Origin of the sequence: Chryseobacterium caseinilyticum (genome assembly GCF_014837145.1) — a bacterium.
Classification (GTDB): Bacteria; Bacteroidota; Bacteroidia; order Flavobacteriales; family Weeksellaceae; genus Chryseobacterium; species Chryseobacterium caseinilyticum.
Genome location: NZ_JACYFS010000003.1, coordinates 447,910 through 464,030 on the forward strand (window position 1 = coordinate 447,910; position 16,121 = coordinate 464,030).

Annotated in this window: 9 protein-coding genes; 5 read left to right on the forward strand and 4 right to left on the reverse strand. The window is 38.0% G+C overall.

Annotation, left to right across the window (positions count from 1 at the left end; translation table 11 throughout):
* Window positions 1-42 precede the first annotated feature (42 nt).
* From IC610_RS12795 to IC610_RS12805, 3 genes are all read right to left on the reverse strand, one after another.
* On the reverse strand, window positions 43-1,374 hold the full coding sequence (locus IC610_RS12795) for a (Fe-S)-binding protein (protein WP_191737209.1): 1,332 nt from the start codon (window positions 1,372-1,374) through the stop codon (window positions 43-45).
* An 18-nt stretch (window positions 1,375-1,392) separates the two neighbouring features.
* Window positions 1,393-2,346 carry an MlaD family protein gene (locus tag IC610_RS12800; RefSeq protein WP_191737210.1) on the reverse strand — a complete coding sequence of 318 codons (954 nt, stop codon included), beginning with the start codon at window positions 2,344-2,346 and terminating at the stop codon, window positions 1,393-1,395.
* A gap of 125 nt (window positions 2,347-2,471) precedes the next feature.
* On the reverse strand, window positions 2,472-4,598 hold the full coding sequence (locus IC610_RS12805) for a peptidylprolyl isomerase (RefSeq protein WP_191737211.1): 2,127 nt from the start codon (window positions 4,596-4,598) through the stop codon (window positions 2,472-2,474).
* A 255-nt stretch (window positions 4,599-4,853) separates the two neighbouring features.
* Here IC610_RS12805 and lon point away from each other — a divergent pair, with 255 nt between their 5' ends.
* The 5 genes from lon to prfA all read left to right on the forward strand — a co-directional run bounded on the left by lon (window position 4,854) and on the right by prfA (window position 15,235).
* The gene (gene lon / locus IC610_RS12810) at window positions 4,854-7,259 is read left to right on the forward strand and encodes an endopeptidase La (protein ID WP_191737212.1); all 2,406 of its coding nucleotides are present in this window, start codon (window positions 4,854-4,856) and stop codon (window positions 7,257-7,259) included.
* A gap of 308 nt (window positions 7,260-7,567) precedes the next feature.
* Window positions 7,568-8,680: an AI-2E family transporter gene (locus IC610_RS12815; RefSeq protein ID WP_191737213.1), complete on the forward strand. Its 1,113-nt coding sequence runs from the start codon at window positions 7,568-7,570 to the stop codon at window positions 8,678-8,680.
* 149 nt (window positions 8,681-8,829) lie between these two features.
* Window positions 8,830-10,893, forward strand: coding sequence for a T9SS type A sorting domain-containing protein (locus IC610_RS12820; RefSeq protein ID WP_191737214.1), 2,064 nt, complete (start codon window positions 8,830-8,832; stop codon window positions 10,891-10,893).
* Window positions 10,894-11,055: 162 nt separating this feature from the next.
* Entirely contained in the window at window positions 11,056-13,893 is a 2,838-nt protein-coding gene (locus IC610_RS12825; protein WP_191737215.1) for an alpha-amylase family glycosyl hydrolase, read from the forward strand.
* A 256-nt stretch (window positions 13,894-14,149) separates the two neighbouring features.
* On the forward strand, window positions 14,150-15,235 hold the full coding sequence (gene prfA, locus IC610_RS12830) for a peptide chain release factor 1 (RefSeq protein ID WP_056082571.1): 1,086 nt from the start codon (window positions 14,150-14,152) through the stop codon (window positions 15,233-15,235).
* 208 nt (window positions 15,236-15,443) lie between these two features.
* Here the strand turns inward: prfA and IC610_RS12835 are convergent, their stop codons facing one another.
* Complete coding sequence (locus IC610_RS12835; protein WP_191737216.1) at window positions 15,444-16,055, reverse strand: YdeI/OmpD-associated family protein; 612 nt, start codon at window positions 16,053-16,055, stop codon at window positions 15,444-15,446.
* Between the last annotated feature and the right edge of the window lie 66 nt (window positions 16,056-16,121).

The window sequence follows — 16,121 nt, forward strand, 5'->3', positions numbered from 1 at the left end:
AACGCCGAATTTTCAAATTTTCAAATTAATTAAATTATCTAATTAGTCTTTTGCCCAATTCAATCGGTCTGCCTGATTATACTGCCAAGGTGCAGCATTGTTTTCGACATTCGTCATCATCAGATTTAATTCCTGTGGTGCGGCAGACTGTTCCATTACCAAAAATCTTCTCATCTCAAAGATGATTGAGAGTGGGTCTAAAAGCACCGGACAAGCCTGTGTACATGCGTTGCATGTGGTACAAGCCCAAAGTTCTTCTTTCGTGATGTAATCGTTCAGCAGTTTTTTACCATCGTCTTCAAACTTACCGTTTTTATCAATGTTTTTTCCAACTTCTTCTAAGCGGTCTCTTGTTTTCATTAGAATTAACCTTGGAGACAATTTTTTACCAGTAATATTTGCAGGACAAACCGACGTACATCTTCCACATTCTGTACAGGAATAGGCATTGAGAAGCTGAACCTGATTTAAATCAAAAACATCTTCGGCGCCAAATTTCGAGGGAGCCTCTTCCGAACCTTCAGCCGAAGCTGCGTAAGGGTCAGCATTCGGATCCATCATCAGTTTGATTTCTTTTGTAACGGAATCTAAGTTATTAAATTTTCCATATAAATCAAGATTAGCATACCAAGTGCTTGGGAAGGCTAAAATAATGTGTAAATGTTTTGAATAATAAAGATAATTCATGAAGAATAAAATTCCAACAAAGTGAAACCACCAAGCTCCTCTTTCAAAGATCTCCAGATAGATATTATCAAAACTGAAAATTTCCAGAAATGGAACTAAAGTCATTTGGCTTATAGGGAAACTTCCGTGAGCTTCTAACACTCCACGTTTTTGTAAAATAAGATCAGTAGAATTCATAGTGAAGAAAGCCACCATCAAAGCAAATTCAATGATTAGAATCCAATTCGCATCATTTTTTGGCCACCCGAAAAGTTCTTTCATTGTCAGTCTTTTCACACCGTAAAAATTTCTACGGATGAAGAAAAGAACAACTCCGATGATTACTAAAACAGCAAGGATCTCTAAAGTTGCCGTAAAAATATTATAAAAAGTATGACCGAAAATAGTGGACAAGAAACGGTGTGTTCCGAAGATTCCGTCTACAATGATTTCAATCAGTTCAATATTGATAATTACAAAACCAACGTAAACGAAAAGATGAAGAATGCCTGCGATAGGTCTGGCGCTCATACGGCTTTGCCCCATTGCAACACGAGCCATGGTTTCCCATCGCTCGTTTTTTCTGTCGCTTCGGTTGATTTCTCGTCCGAGACGTATGTTTCTATAAATTTTTTGCAGACTTTTAGCGAAAAGACCAAATCCCGCAATCAGTAAAATTACAAATAGGATATTGTCGATATATTGCATACCAGAAAAGGTTAAAAGTTATTCTTTATTTGCATTTTTACCAAACACTGAGAAGTTTACATATCTTTTTGGATTGGCTTTAAAGTCTTCAAGAAGAGCATTTAGATTAGTTGAAGCAGAATTCAGGTTGTTGTATAATTGCTCATCTTTCATGATTTTGCCCAAACTTCCCTCGCCGCGGTCTATTCCTGATACTACTTTGTTTAACTGACCTACAGTTGCATCAAGATTGGCAATTGTAGCGTTTAATTTTTGAGTGTCGATGCTCTCTGCAAGATTTCCGTATTTGTCTAAAGTCGTTTTACCGCTCTGCATTGTAAGGCTGGCTTCATCTAAAACTTTCTGCAGTTTAGGATCGTTGTTTCCAACTAATTTGTTCACGCTTCCCGCAGTACTTTCGAGTGCACCTACAGTTCTGTTAAGATTATGTAATAAAACTTTGATTTCTTCTCTGTTTTGAGCATTCATCACCTGATTGGCATTCATCATCAAAGAATCAACTCTGTAGAGCACAGTTTGTAACTGATCTTTTACCGGACCAACCTGAGAAGAAAGACTGTTCAGCATTCCCAATTTGTAAGCTCCCTGTAATGTATCGCCATCTTTGGCAGTAGCTCCACCATATTTAAGGTTCAGCTTCATTTCTTTTCCAGACATCAGACCAGGTTCAAAAATTTCTATACTTGAGTTTTTTGAAAATTCAAAATCATCATCTACAGTTACTTTTACTACAAAACTGATTTGTCCGTCTTTTCCGGTAATAGGAATGATTTTATCAACTTGTCCCACTTTAAGACCATTGATAGAAACGGGAGCAGACTGCGTAAGACCTTCTACATTTTCGTATTTAGCGTAAAAAATATTATCCGTCGTAAAAAGGCTTTTGCCCTTCATAAACTGGAATAAAAACACAAAACTGACTATAGCCAATAACGCGATGAGACCGGCTTTTAATTCTTTGCTGAATTTCACTTTTTAAATTTTTTCTAATGAGCAAATATAATACATTTTGAGTGTATTAAACTACTGCTCGGTGTTAAGTACAAAGAAAGCGACAAAAACTTTGCCGCTTTCAATATTATGATAAAATTAATTTTTTATTGTTGCTGCGATCCCAACTTATCCCAGATCTCAATTCTGTAATCATCGATGTCTGCATTGTCTTGTAAGCTCTTCATCCAAGCTTGCCCAAACATACCTGCGTTTCTCTGAGTGATAGATTCTGTGAACTGCTTTAAGTCTCCGGCCTGCTTGTTTACTGTTTCAGATTTTTTCACCAAAACGTAAACTCCTGTTCCGCCTTCAATAGGGTTTGAAACTTTACCTTTCTGAATTCCGAAAGCTGCACCGGCAACTTTAGGCTCCATAGCTCCTGCCACTGATGGTTGTAATAGATTTACCTGTGCAGACTGTTTGGTTGTAGCAAACATTTTGGCTACTGCATCAAGATTAGAAGCTTTACCGATTTTCTCAGCAATTTTTTTAGCAGCTAATTTATTCTGAACGATAGTTTCAATCTGACTTCTTACAGATTCCGGATCAGCAAGGCCTTTTTCCTGTTTTCCGTTTAAGTACACTACGATTTTATCTCCAGTTCCTTCTACAGTAAACAGTTCTGTGTCTCCTTTTTCTCTTTTCTTATCAAATGCCCAAGTAAGAATTTCTGCATCCTTATCAGTTCCCAAACCTTGAATCTGTCCGTCAAATCTTTTAGTTTGTGCAGCGTTGGTATACTGATAATTTCCTTTTTTAGAAATATTTACAAAATCATTGAAAGATTTCCCTTCCACCTGCTGAATAAATCTTCTTGAGTTTTTATCAATTGTATTTTCTGTAGCTTCAGATGGTTTTACAGTTTTTACAAGGTGTGCGATTTTATAACCTAATTTTTTATCATCAACTTTAATGATGTGATATCCAAAAGAAGTTTCTGTTAATCCGATATTTCCTACTTCGTTTTTACGTAAAAAATCTAAATATTCCGGAGCGAACTGACTTTGAGAAGTAGTCCAACCCACGCTTCCCTTTCTTTCAACTGCATTTGGCTCGTCAGATAGTTTTAAATCTTCACCAAATTTTGCCGGATTTGCTTTAATTCCTGCCAATAAACTGTCAGCAATTTTCTTCGCAGCTTCTTTCGTTCTTGTTGCACTTGAACGTTCTGCACCTTTGTATGAAATCAAAATGTGACTTGAAGTAACAGAATCTGAAGCTTTCTTTTTATCTAAAAGTTTAGAAACTACGTAAAGATCCTGTTCTTTGTAAGGTCCGAAAGCCTGCCCGATTGCAGCAGTTTCAATTTTCCCCTGAAGCGCCTGAGGAACTTGTTTTGCATTTACATACTGATTGTTGAAAGGTACATCAGAATTAGCCAAAACAAATAGTGAATCGCTTGCTGCGTTAGAGAAGTTTTCTCCGCTTTCAGTTCCTGTGTATAATCTGTTGATTTCCTTTAATGCAGCAGCATCATCTGCAGCACTAGGTTTTGCAGGGAAAAATACAACGCCAAGGTTTCTGCTTGGTTCTGTTTTGAACATTACAGGATGCTGATCGATGTAGTTTTTTAAATCTTCAGTAGTAACTTTGATTTTATTTTTTGCAAGAAATGAAGCATAATCTACTTTTACGAAATCGATGTCAGCTAACTGATCTCTCTCTTTCATTAATTCCTCAGCTTCTTTTTTACCTGTCGTAAGTCCTGTAGAGATATTGGCAAATACCTGTCTTGCCATAATTCTGTATTCAATCGCTTTTTTGCTCTTCAACCAGAAATTGTATTGTTGAGGTTGGGTGTTTTGAAGTCCCTCAATCATTTTTTTAAACTCCACAGTTTTGAAGTTTCCTTTTTCGTCACGGAATGTCTGATCCTGAGCAAACATCTGATCATATTGAATTTGGCTCCAGAAAAGATCATCTGTCATCTCAAATCCCATTTTTTCAAATTGTTGCTTGATCAGTTTAGACTGTACCAATAATTGCCAAGCCTGCTCTTCAAGACCGTTTTGTGGCTGACCTTGTTGTTTTGCCTGCTCCTGCAATACAAATAGCTGATCATTAAACTCTTCACGGGTTACTTTCTCGCCATTTACCTTTCCTAAAACGTCAGGATTTTTACCAAAAACCTTCTCGATGCTTTCTGGGTTTACTAAAAATGCTAAAAGTGCAAGTGCAATAATCCCCATCAATAGCCAAGGTTTACTCCTAATCTGTCCTAAAATTGCCATTTTATAATATAGTTTTATATAGTCTGCGAAAATACACATTTTTAAGAAATTAGCATAATCTAAGTTGCTTTTTTAGGGTTTTAAATTTAATTTTATCTAAAAAGGAAATTTTGACCACATTTTTTAATTAAAATCAAATGGCATATCAATTGACAATTTATACTTTCCGGAATCTTAAGGCTTCTGACAAAAGCTTTTCTCAGATTCCTGCGATTAACAAATAAATTATAATGACAATTTGTCATTGAAAATACTATGACAGAATTTGAAGATATAGATTTTGATGAAATCTTGGGTGGAAGTTTCGATATTGTAACTGAGGGAATCAATGTTTCAGACTTTTCAGAAACAGAAAAAAATGCAGAGCAGAAGGTTTTTCCTATTCTTCCTGTTAGAAATATGGTGATGTTTCCGCAAGTGGTTATTCCGATTACTGCAGGTAGAAAAAATTCCATTCAACTCCTGGAAGAAGCTCAAAAAAACGGAGAATTAATTGGGATTTTAAGCCAAAAACATTCAGACATTGAGCAGCCTGTAGAAAAAGATCTTTATACAACAGGAACTTTAGCGAAGATTATTAAAATCATCAGACTTCCTGAAGGTAATATCACAGCAATTACAAAAGGCTTCCACAGGTTTAAAATTAAAAATTTCGTGGAATCTCAGCCGTATTTTAAAGCTGAAGTTAGCAAGTTAAAGGATTCAAAACCAAAAAATAAAGAAGAGTACGAGGCTTTACTAGAAAATATCAAAGATTTAGCTCTCAAAATTATTGAGTTGGATCCCAATATTCCCAATGCTGCGAATTTTGCAATAAAAAATATCAGCAATAACGAAGATCTCCTAAATTTTGTCTGCACCAATGCAAGCTTCAAATCTGAAGAAAAGCAAAAGCTTCTGGAGGAGAAAAGTCTGCTGGAGCGTGCAAAAAAATGCTACGAGATGATGCATGAAGACTTCAGAAAACTGGAGCTCAGAAATCAGATCCATCAGAAAACATCTAAAGATCTCGACAAGCAGCAGAGAGAATATTTTCTGAATCAGCAGATCAGAACCATTCAGGATGAATTGGGTGGCGGACCCGAAAGCGATGTTGAAGAGCTTTTAAAAAAGGCGAAAGACAAAAAATGGAATCAGGAAGTTGAGGATCATTTTGATAAAGAAATTTCAAGGCTTCAGAGACAGAATCCGAATTCTCCCGACTACAATGTTCAAAGGAACTACCTTGATTTCTTTGTAGACCTGCCGTGGGATAACTACTCTAAAGATGTTTTTGATATTGCAAAGGCTGAGAAAATTTTAGATAAAGCCCATTTTGGTCTTGAAGATATCAAGAAAAGAATTTTAGAACACATGGCTGTTCTGAAACTTAAAAACAATATGAAGTCGCCGATTCTTCTGTTGGTTGGCCCTCCGGGAGTTGGTAAAACTTCATTAGGGAAGTCGATTGCTGATGCTTTAGGCAGAAAATATGTGCGTCTCTCTTTAGGAGGACTTCACGATGAGAGCGAAATCCGGGGCCACAGAAAAACCTATATCGGGGCGATGGCAGGAAGAATTATTCAGTCAATAAAAAAGGCAGGTACTTCAAATCCGGTAATCGTTTTGGATGAAATGGATAAAATTGCGCAAGGTCTTCATGGTGACCCGAGCTCGGCTTTGCTTGAAGTTTTGGATCCTGAACAGAATAATTCGTTCTACGATAATTTCCTTGAGCTGGGTTATGATTTATCTAAAGTGATGTTTATAGCAACGGCAAATTCATTGTCAACGATTCAGACTCCGCTTTTAGACAGAACAGAAATTATCCAGATTGCAGGTTATACTTTAGAGGAAAAAATTGAGATTGCCAAAAGACATTTAATTAAAAAGCAGCAGGACGAAAACGGTTTGGATTCAAAATCATTCAAACTCGGAAATGCTGAACTGAAACATATCGTAGAAGCTCATACCTCAGAAAGCGGTGTGCGTTCTCTTGAAAAAAGAATTGCAGGGATTGCCCGTTGGGTTGCTCTGCAGACCGCGTTGATAAAAGAATATGATCCGAAAATCTCCATTGACAAAGTGGATGAAATTTTAGGAGTTCCAAGACCGAAAAATATTTCAGAAATCACAGATTCACCGGGAGTAGTGACTGGTCTGGCATGGACGAGCGTTGGCGGAGACATTCTTTTCATCGAAAGTATTCTCAGCAACGGGAAAGGCGCCTTGACGATGACCGGAAATCTGGGAACGGTGATGAAAGAATCTGCTACAATCGCTTTAGAATACATTAAAGCAAAACATGAAGAACTGGGAATTGATGAAGATTTAATTGAAAAGAAAAACGTTCACGTACACGTACCTGAAGGTGCTACACCAAAAGACGGTCCGTCTGCAGGAATTGCGATGCTTTCGTCTATGGTTTCGTCTTTTACCAACAAAAAACTGCGACCTCATCTTGCAATGACGGGGGAAATTACACTTCGTGGAAAAGTACTTCCTGTGGGCGGAATTAAAGAAAAACTTCTTGCCGCAACAAGAGCGGGAATTAAAGAGGTCATTCTTTGTGAAGCCAACCGTAAGGATGTGAATGAAATCAAACAGGATTACATCAAAAACATGAAGGTGCATTACGTCAACAGAATGGAGGAGGTCATTGATATTGCATTAGAAAAGTAACCAAAGTTTTTTGTAACAAAATTTTAGGCGTATCCCTTTGCATGGCCAACGCTCAACGCTGGCAGGGTTCGAAACCCTGCCAGCGTTCCCTACGCTTCATGCAAACGGGTCGGGCTATCCGCTATATCTTTTGCTCGTCGTTCCTCCTTACAAAAGGATGCCGCTTCTATCCCTTACGCAGAATGCAGGCAGTTGAGTTTGGGTTTCAAAATTAAAAATAGAATTTAAATTACATCAGGCACGCTGAAAGGCGTGTTTTTTGTTTATGCCACTTTAGTGTTTGCTTATTCTTAAACACAGATTTCCAAATGAATATACTTCGACTTCCTTTTCTTCAGAAACTAGCACTTGCTGTCATCTCAATTATTGGGATTGGCTATCTTATGAGTCTTGGGCAGAGTATTCTGGCTCCTTTTTTTCTGGCATTTCTGATGGCGATGCTATTTTTACCATTCGCCACTTTTCTGGAGAGGAGGCTGAGGTTTCCGAGGTCATTTTCTACTTTGGCGTCGGTCTTCGTGCTTATTATTTTTTTAGCAGGACTGATCTACTTTTTTTCAACTCAGATTTCAGGGTTTACCAATGATATTCCAAAATTGAGAGCCCAGTTTACCAGTGTTTTCGAAGATTTACAGCAGTGGGTTTCCAGAACTTTTAATGTGAAAATCAAGGAGCAGTTTGACTATATCGATCAGGGTGTGGGAAAAATACTGTCTTCATCAGGACTGATTTTGGGCTTTACTTTCGGCATTTTCTCCAGCGGTCTGGGGTTTTTAGCTTTTTTCATTCTGTTTTTCATTTTCATTTTAAATTACAGAAGAATTTTAAACCGGTTTATTATTAATGTTTTTAATGAAAAGCATCAGACAAGCGTAATGGAAGCCGTTTTTGAAGTAAGAGTAATGACGAAGCAGTACATCATTGGTTTATTTATTCAAATCATTATCGTTTCTGTACTCACAACCATTTTGCTGAGTATTTTGGATGTGAAATACGCCATTCTTTTAGGTGTTCTCACCGGACTGCTTAATGTAATTCCATACATCGGAATCTGTATTTCACTTTTGATTTCCTGCTTCATTGCGTTTGCCACGGGCACGGTTTCAGACTGTGTTTATACAGCTATCGGTTATGTGATTATTCATGCCATCGACGGAAATATTGTGCTTCCTTTTGTGGTAGGTTCCAAAGTGAAGATCAATGCATTGTTTTCTTTCATAGGTATTATTATCGGTGAACATTTGTGGGGAATTTCCGGGATGTTGCTCTGTATTCCTGCGATTGCGATTATAAAAATTGTTTTTGAGAGAGTTGAAGGACTTCAGGCGTGGGGCAGACTTCTGGGTGAAGACCAAAAACCAGACAAAAAGAAGAGAAAATATAAAATTTCAAAGAACATTACTTTTGAAGAAAAGGATTAAGTTTTTGATTCCCAATAATTTAATTTTAAAACTGATAATTCTGCGGGTATGATAACATAAACTTCGGAAATGATAAGTCTTTTTTATTTACAAGATATAAATTTGCAGAAAATTTAAATCAATTTAGAATAAATAAAAATAAGATTGTTATGTGTGGAAGTTTATACTCATCGGCAGTAAAATTGGGCTTTGCCGTTTTGGTGCTGTCGATTGCAGGAAATAATGATGTGAATGCCCAACAGTGGGAAAATGTAGGTTCATCGGCAAATGTCTCGGCGGGTGGAAGCAGTTTTAATAATTTAGTGGTAGACAATACAGGTAATTATTATCTTTCCTATTATGATGTTTCGGTTCAGAAAGGATCTGTTCAGAAATTTAACGGAACTGCATGGTCTTACGTTGGCGGAAGTGCTGGAATTACCAATAGTTTTGCGACATACAACTCACTTTCCATTAATACTGCAGGAACTGATCTTTATTACACCAATCAGGGAAGCGGTTTGGAAGTCCGTCATTTTAACGGAACTTCATGGACTCAACTGGCAAGTGCAGCGACTTCAACAATCAATTATCATGCTTCGGCGGTTGCCCCTTCAGGTGTTTTGTTTACGTACAGCACATTAGGTTCGGGAACGGTAAAAAGACTGGTCAACGGAGCTTGGGAACAGGTGGGAAATGCAGGTTTTTCAAATGGTGCGGCTTTCGCAGAAATGGTGATAGGAACCAACAACAAAGTCTACACAGCCAATGTGGCAAGTGGTGTTCGTGTTTATGAAAATACAACCACAGCAATGTCATCAGATCCATGGGCTTTGGTTGGCGGAAGCATTGTAGATGCAGCATCTTCAGGCGAGCAGTACACTTCTGATATCGCAATTGATTCTAGTAATAATCTGTATGTTGCTTACGTTTCAAACTCAGCAAATTCCAGAAAGGTTAATGTAAAAAAATTTAATGGAACTTCATGGGAACAGGTTGGAAACGCTTATTTTTCCGCAGGCGGCGTACAGCACGTTGCTTTGGCAGTTACTTCATCAGGAAAACCTTACGTAGTGGCAAGCCGTTGGGAGAATGATAACTTTTTACGAAATACTGCATATCAGTTAGATTCAGCATCAAATACCTGGTCAACTTTTGGAGGAGATTTTATTTCCGATGGCGAGGCGACTTATAATGATTTGGCAGTTGATAATGTGAACAATTATCTTTTGTTAGCTTACACACAGGGAAATACAAAAGTAAAGCGTATTGCAATTCCGTCTCCGTCTTCAAACAGTTCTTGTAATAATACAGATCCTGGAACTAATGTTGGCGATCTGGGATGTGTGACATTTAATTACAAAGGTCAGTCAGTAACGTACACAACTGTGAGAGGTGCCGACGGTAAAATCTGGCTTCAGCAGAACCTGGGAAGCTCGCAGGTGGCGACTTCACTTTCTGACGCTGATTCTTACGGCGATCTTTTCCAGTGGGGAAGATGGGACGACGGCCATCAGGTAAGAAATTCATCAACAACTACTGTTCCTTCACCGAATTCACCTAATGGATTGAGTTCTTCATCTTTCATTCTCGGATCATGGTGGGGCGGAAATGACCTTAATGATCAATGGACAGCAACATCCAATTCAGTCACAGCTGTAAACGGAGCTGATCCCTGTAAAGCCGTTGGGCCCAACTGGCAAATGCCTTCACAGGCCGACTGGACTGCAGCTAAAAATGCAGAAGGAATCAATAATCCTGCAACAGCCTACGAAAGCAAACTCAAACTTCCTGCCGGAGGAAACAGATCTTTCACTGATGGTTCTTTTGGATTTGTAGGTCAGAGAGGTTATTTCTGGAGCTCAACTCCTACAGGTTTAGGAGCGAAATATCTGTACGTAGGAACAACCATCGGAAATCCTTCAGCCGGAGCTCCAAGAGGTCAGGGGTCTTCCGTAAGATGCATAAAACCTGCAAGTGATGCTTTAAGTGTAACTGATTTTTCTAAAAATAATTCAGTTGGCATTCATCCAAACCCAACCAACGGGATTCTGTATATCAAATCAGATTCTCAGGTTCAGAATATTTCTGTAAGCAATCTTGTGGGACAAAAAATGGTTGCGGAATTTAGAAATAATCAAATCGATATGACATCTTTAGTTAAAGGAATCTATATAGTGGAAGTCGAGTTCAAAAACGGACAGAAAGTTTCTAAAAAAATCATTAAAAACTAAACACAAATTTTATAATAAACACCAGTCACACTGTTTTAATCATTAATTTTTACATGAAGCTCATCTCCGGATGGGCTTTTTTATTTTCTCTAAATGATAAATTATCAGTAGGAGTGATTTTCGTTTTAATATTTAATGTAGATTCGCTAAAAATAGTACTTTATGAAAAGAATACTTATACCCTTTTTTCTGTTGATTGTCGCTAATATTTTTGGGCAGATTTCTTATACAGTTTCTCCCAATCCTTTCAACGAAACACAGCAGATCACACTTACCGTTCCCGGAAATCAGATTGATGAAGCGGCGTGGGGTGTTGCGAATAATGCAATTTATATCTGGTCATGGTCATTGGATCAAAATTACGCCAACAGTCAGGACTGCCCGACTAACGGAACATGGGGAAATTCAAATGAAACAAACCGTTTGGCTTACAATGCAGGAACAGATTCCTATTCGCTTACATTTACGCCGACAACATTTTACAACAGAACCAACATCGGCAGATTTGGTTTCCTGTTAAAAACAAAAACAGGAAGCAGTCAGACTTCACCTGATATATTCGTGAACGTTGGAACATTAAATTTAAATATGACCAGCCCGGCAGCCAGCAGCATTACCAGTGTTGCAGCAGGAAGTTCAATAAATATTTCTGCGACAGCAACCACAGCAGCAACTTATCAGCTGAAAGCTAACGGAGTGGTTGTTAACTCAACTTCAGTGGCTTCAACGTCATATTCTTACAATTACACAATGGTAGCTGATGCCGATATGGAACTGATTGCAACTGATGCCAACAATACTGTGAAGAACAGAACTTTTGTTCTTCAGACTCCAAGAAATGTAGTTTCAGAAGCAATTCCTACATGGATAAAGCAGGGAATTAACTACCATTCTACAGATCAGACTAAAGTGGGATTGGCTCTGTACGCACCGTTCAAAAATTTCGTTCACGTGATCGGAAGTTTTAATGGATGGGCTGTCAATGATTCTTACTTAATGAAACGGGATACCACAAATCCGGATTTGTACTGGATTGAACTTTCAGGACTTACTGCACAGCAGCTCTATACTTTCCAATACAGAACCAATGATTTAAAGAAAGTGGCAGATCCTTTTTCTCCACAGATTCTTTCGTCGTATGATGATCAGTATATTTCAGCAACCACTTATCCTAATTTACCAGCTTTCCCTGCAGGACAGGGCTTTGAAGTTTCTATGTTTAAAACGGGTGAAACAGCTTATCCATGGCAGGTAACCAATTTTACAAGACCCAACAAGGAGAATCTTGTTATCTACGAATTGCTTTTAAGAGATTTCACGGCAGAAAAAAACTGGCAGTCATTAATCAATAAAATTTCATATTTAAAAACTTTAAATATCAATGCAATCGAGCTGATGCCGATTATGGAATTTGAAGGAAATATATCATGGGGTTACAACACATCATTCCATTACGCAATTGATAAAGCTTACGGAACTCCGGCGAAATTTAAAGAATTCGTAGATCTTTGTCATCAACAGGGAATTGCTGTTATTCTCGATGTTGCCTTCAATCACGCTACAGGAAGAAATCCGCTGGCTAGGCTTTGGAATGTAGATCCGGATGGTGACGGTTATGGAGATATCGCTGCCAATAATCCTTATTTTAATACAGTTCCGAAACATTCTTATAATGTTTTTAATGATTTCAATCACAGCACAGCCGCAACCAGATATTATGTTGAAAGATGTCTTCAGCAGTGGCTTACAGAGTACAAAGTCGATGGTTTCCGTTGGGATTTAACCAAAGGTTTTACCCAAAACTGTACTGAAAATGACGAAACATGTACCAATGCCTATCAGCAGGACAGAGTAGATGTTTTGAAATATTATGCAGACAAACAGTGGGCTATCGATCCTAATTCATATATGATCTTTGAGCACCTCGGAACTGACGCTGAGGAGCAACAGTGGGCAAACTACAGAGTGGCAGAAGGAAAAGGTGTCATGCTTTGGAACAACCAGAACGGTCCATACAACCAAAATACAATGGGTTACAAAGATAACAGCAGTTTTGACCGTATGGATCACGAACTGCACGGTTTTACCAATAATTATACAGTAGGTTTTGGTGAAAGCCATGACGAGGAAAGATTAATGTTTAAAAATCTGGCTTACGGAGCAAGCAGCGGCGGTTACAATGTTACTACTTTGAATACAGCTTTAAACAGAATGAAAACTTTCGGAGCAACATTCTTTACTGTTCCGGGCCCGAAAATGATCTGGCAGTTTGGAGAATTGGGCTACGAATTCAGCATCAACAGATGTCCGGATGGAAGCATCAACAACGCCTGCCGTACAGATGAAAAGCCTGTAGCTTTCACTTTAGGTTATGATACCAATCCGAACAGAAATTCTATTTACACTACATGGTCGCAGATTATTAATTTAAGAAATATTCACCCTGTTTTTAAAACGAAAACGTACACTGTAGAATCCAACAATCTTACGAATGATGTGGATGGTCTGGTAACAAGGATTTATCTTCAGGACAACACTGTTGCCGGAATGAAAAACGTTGTAGTTTTGGCGAATTACGGACTTACCACAAGAAATATAGTACCTTATTTCCCGTACGCCGGACAGTGGCAGAATTTAATGGATAACTCTTCATACACTGTAGCATCAACCACGACTCCGATCAGTCTGGAACCGGGAGAATTCAGAATTTACGGAAATACCGCAGGAACTCTGTCAACATCTGAGCAGAATTTAGAAAACAGACTTTCGCTTCAGATTGCCGATAATCCTGTGAAAAATAAAGTGGCAAAACTGATTTATCACAAAGTTAAAAATGGAGAAATTACCATTTACGACATGACCGGTAAAAAGATGGATTCTTATCAACTGAAAACTGAAAATGGTACTTTAGAAATCAACACCAATTATCCTTCAGGAACTTATCTGGTTCATTTAAAATCTGAAACCGGAGTTTCTATTGAAAAAATGATCGTGAAGTAAGATTTTATTAATTAAAATATCCTCATGTCAGCCCTGCCAGCGTTTCAAACGCTGGCAGGGCATTTTAAAAAATGTAGGAGGAAACTTTTAAGATCAAAAGTTAGTGAATGTATTCTCCTTTTCTGAACTTAATGAATAACAAATTTTCTCTAAATCTTTTGTTACTTTTGTGGTTCGCAATAAACTTTAAGCTCATTCAAAATGGTCTTTTGTTCTTCATTGTCAATTCCGTATCTTTGCAAACTAAATTTTTAATATGTCTAAGTCATTAATTCCAAAATTAGAAGCGATAAAACAGAGATATAATGAGGTAGCAGACCTTATTATACAGCCAGACGTAATTTCGGATCAGAAAAAATATTCTTCTTTAAACAAAGAATACAGCGATTTAGGAAAAATAGTACACGTTTACGACCAATATAAAAATGCTTTAGACAATATCGCGGAATCTGAGGAAATTATCGCAGATGGTTCAGACAGAGATCTTGTAGATATGGCTAAAGAAGAAAAAGTGGAAGCTCAGCAAAAACTTCCCGGTCTGGAAGAAGAATTGAAAGTTCTCCTGATCCCTAAAGATCCTACCGACGACAAAAACGTGATCGTGGAACTTCGTGCCGGAACCGGTGGTGATGAAGCGGCGATTTTCGTGGAAGACGTTTACAGAGCGTACACCATGTTTTTCAAAACAAAAGGCTGGAAGCATGAGATCACAGACTCCAGTGAAGCAGCAAAAGGATATAAAGAACTTATTCTGAAGATCGAAGGCGACGGCGTTTACGGAATTATGAAATTTGAATCCGGAGTTCACCGTGTACAGCGTGTTCCGGAGACAGAATCCCAAGGTCGTGTACATACTTCAGCAATCACAGTTGCGGTTTTACCCGAAGCTGAAGAAATCGATTTTGAACTGAATCCTGCAGACATCGAAATGCAGACTTCCCGTTCAGGTGGAGCTGGTGGACAAAATGTTAACAAGGTTGAAACCAAAGTACAGCTGACGCACAAACCGTCAGGAATGGTAGTCGTTTGTCAGCAGGCGCGTTCTCAGTTGGCCAACCGTGAACTGGCGATGGAAATGCTCCGTACCAAATTATACGATATTGAAGTTCAGAAATCTGTCGGAGATATTGCTGCACAGCGTAAATCGATGGTTTCTACCGGTGACCGTTCTGCAAAAATCAAAACGTACAATTATCCTCAGGGAAGAGTTACAGATCACAGAATTGGTAAATCAATGTATAATCTTGATGCCTACATGAATGGTGATATTTCTGAAATGATCGACGCCGTAATCATGGCAGAAAATGCTGAAAAAATGAAAGGCGAAGAAGATAATTATTAAAATTTTCTTTCAAATATAAAATGAGCTTCCGAATTTTTTGGAAGCTTTTTTGTTTAGAATTATTCTTTATCAGAGAAAATTAAATCAATTTTTCTAAATTAATAAATGCTCCAGCGGAGCAATATCTGTGTAGGGAATTATAATGTGCGAAAACGCACTCCGGAGGAGTATCATCTTCTCACAACAAGAAAAGTTCCATCTTCCATCATCATTTCTTCTCATACTTCCAGTTCCTTCCTTTGCCTTCAGAAATCCATTCCAAAGCCTGTTCAATTCTTTTAATTCTTGTCGTTTCAGTTTTAGCATCAGTAATCCAGTTGACATATTCTTTTCTGAAAGACGGTGATGCTTTTCCGAAAACTTCAAGAGCTTTTTTGTTTTGGCTTAAAGCATTTTGAAAATATTCAGGAACTTCAATTTCGGTTTTTGAAGGTGCGGATTTTTTCAGTTTAACGCCCATGTCGGTCAGTTCCATAGCTTCGAAAATAATTTTCTTAAGCTGAGGCCGCTTAGGAAGTTCTTCCATTTTGGTAATCTTGCCAAGGCTGAACATGTTGGTTTGTTCGGCATTAGTTTCAAGATTTTTTATCGTCTGCATTTCACCGTGAAGCCAAAATCCCATGCTGCAATACTGTTTAAACGAAACCATTGAGCAAAGAATTTTCCCTTTATACATGAATGTCGGGAACTTCCACTTGATGGCTTCTTCAATTTCCGGAGAACATTCGTGTACGACTTCTCTGATGAGGTTTAAAATAGGATGTGCAAAATCCGGCGCTTTTTCGATGTACTCATCAACTTTCGGATTATATTTTTCCATGAATTTAGAGTTTAAAATGAATTTTAAGATTAAGTTGCAGGAAATCACACTTATTATTAATGTAAA

Bases quoted from the DNA above. Each gene is read 5' to 3' on its own strand.
- IC610_RS12795 (WP_191737209.1), bottom strand. From the start codon at position 1,374: ATGCAATATATCGACAATATCCTATTTGTAATTTTACTGATTGCGGGA.
- IC610_RS12805 (WP_191737211.1), bottom strand. From the start codon at position 4,598: ATGGCAATTTTAGGACAGATTAGGAGTAAACCTTGGCTATTGATGGGG.
- lon (WP_191737212.1), top strand. From the start codon at position 4,854: ATGACAGAATTTGAAGATATAGATTTTGATGAAATCTTGGGTGGAAGT.
- IC610_RS12815 (WP_191737213.1), top strand. From the start codon at position 7,568: ATGAATATACTTCGACTTCCTTTTCTTCAGAAACTAGCACTTGCTGTC.
- IC610_RS12820 (WP_191737214.1), top strand. From the start codon at position 8,830: ATGTGTGGAAGTTTATACTCATCGGCAGTAAAATTGGGCTTTGCCGTT.
- IC610_RS12825 (WP_191737215.1), top strand. From the start codon at position 11,056: ATGAAAAGAATACTTATACCCTTTTTTCTGTTGATTGTCGCTAATATT.
- prfA (WP_056082571.1), top strand. From the start codon at position 14,150: ATGTCTAAGTCATTAATTCCAAAATTAGAAGCGATAAAACAGAGATAT.
- IC610_RS12835 (WP_191737216.1), bottom strand. From the start codon at position 16,055: ATGGAAAAATATAATCCGAAAGTTGATGAGTACATCGAAAAAGCGCCG.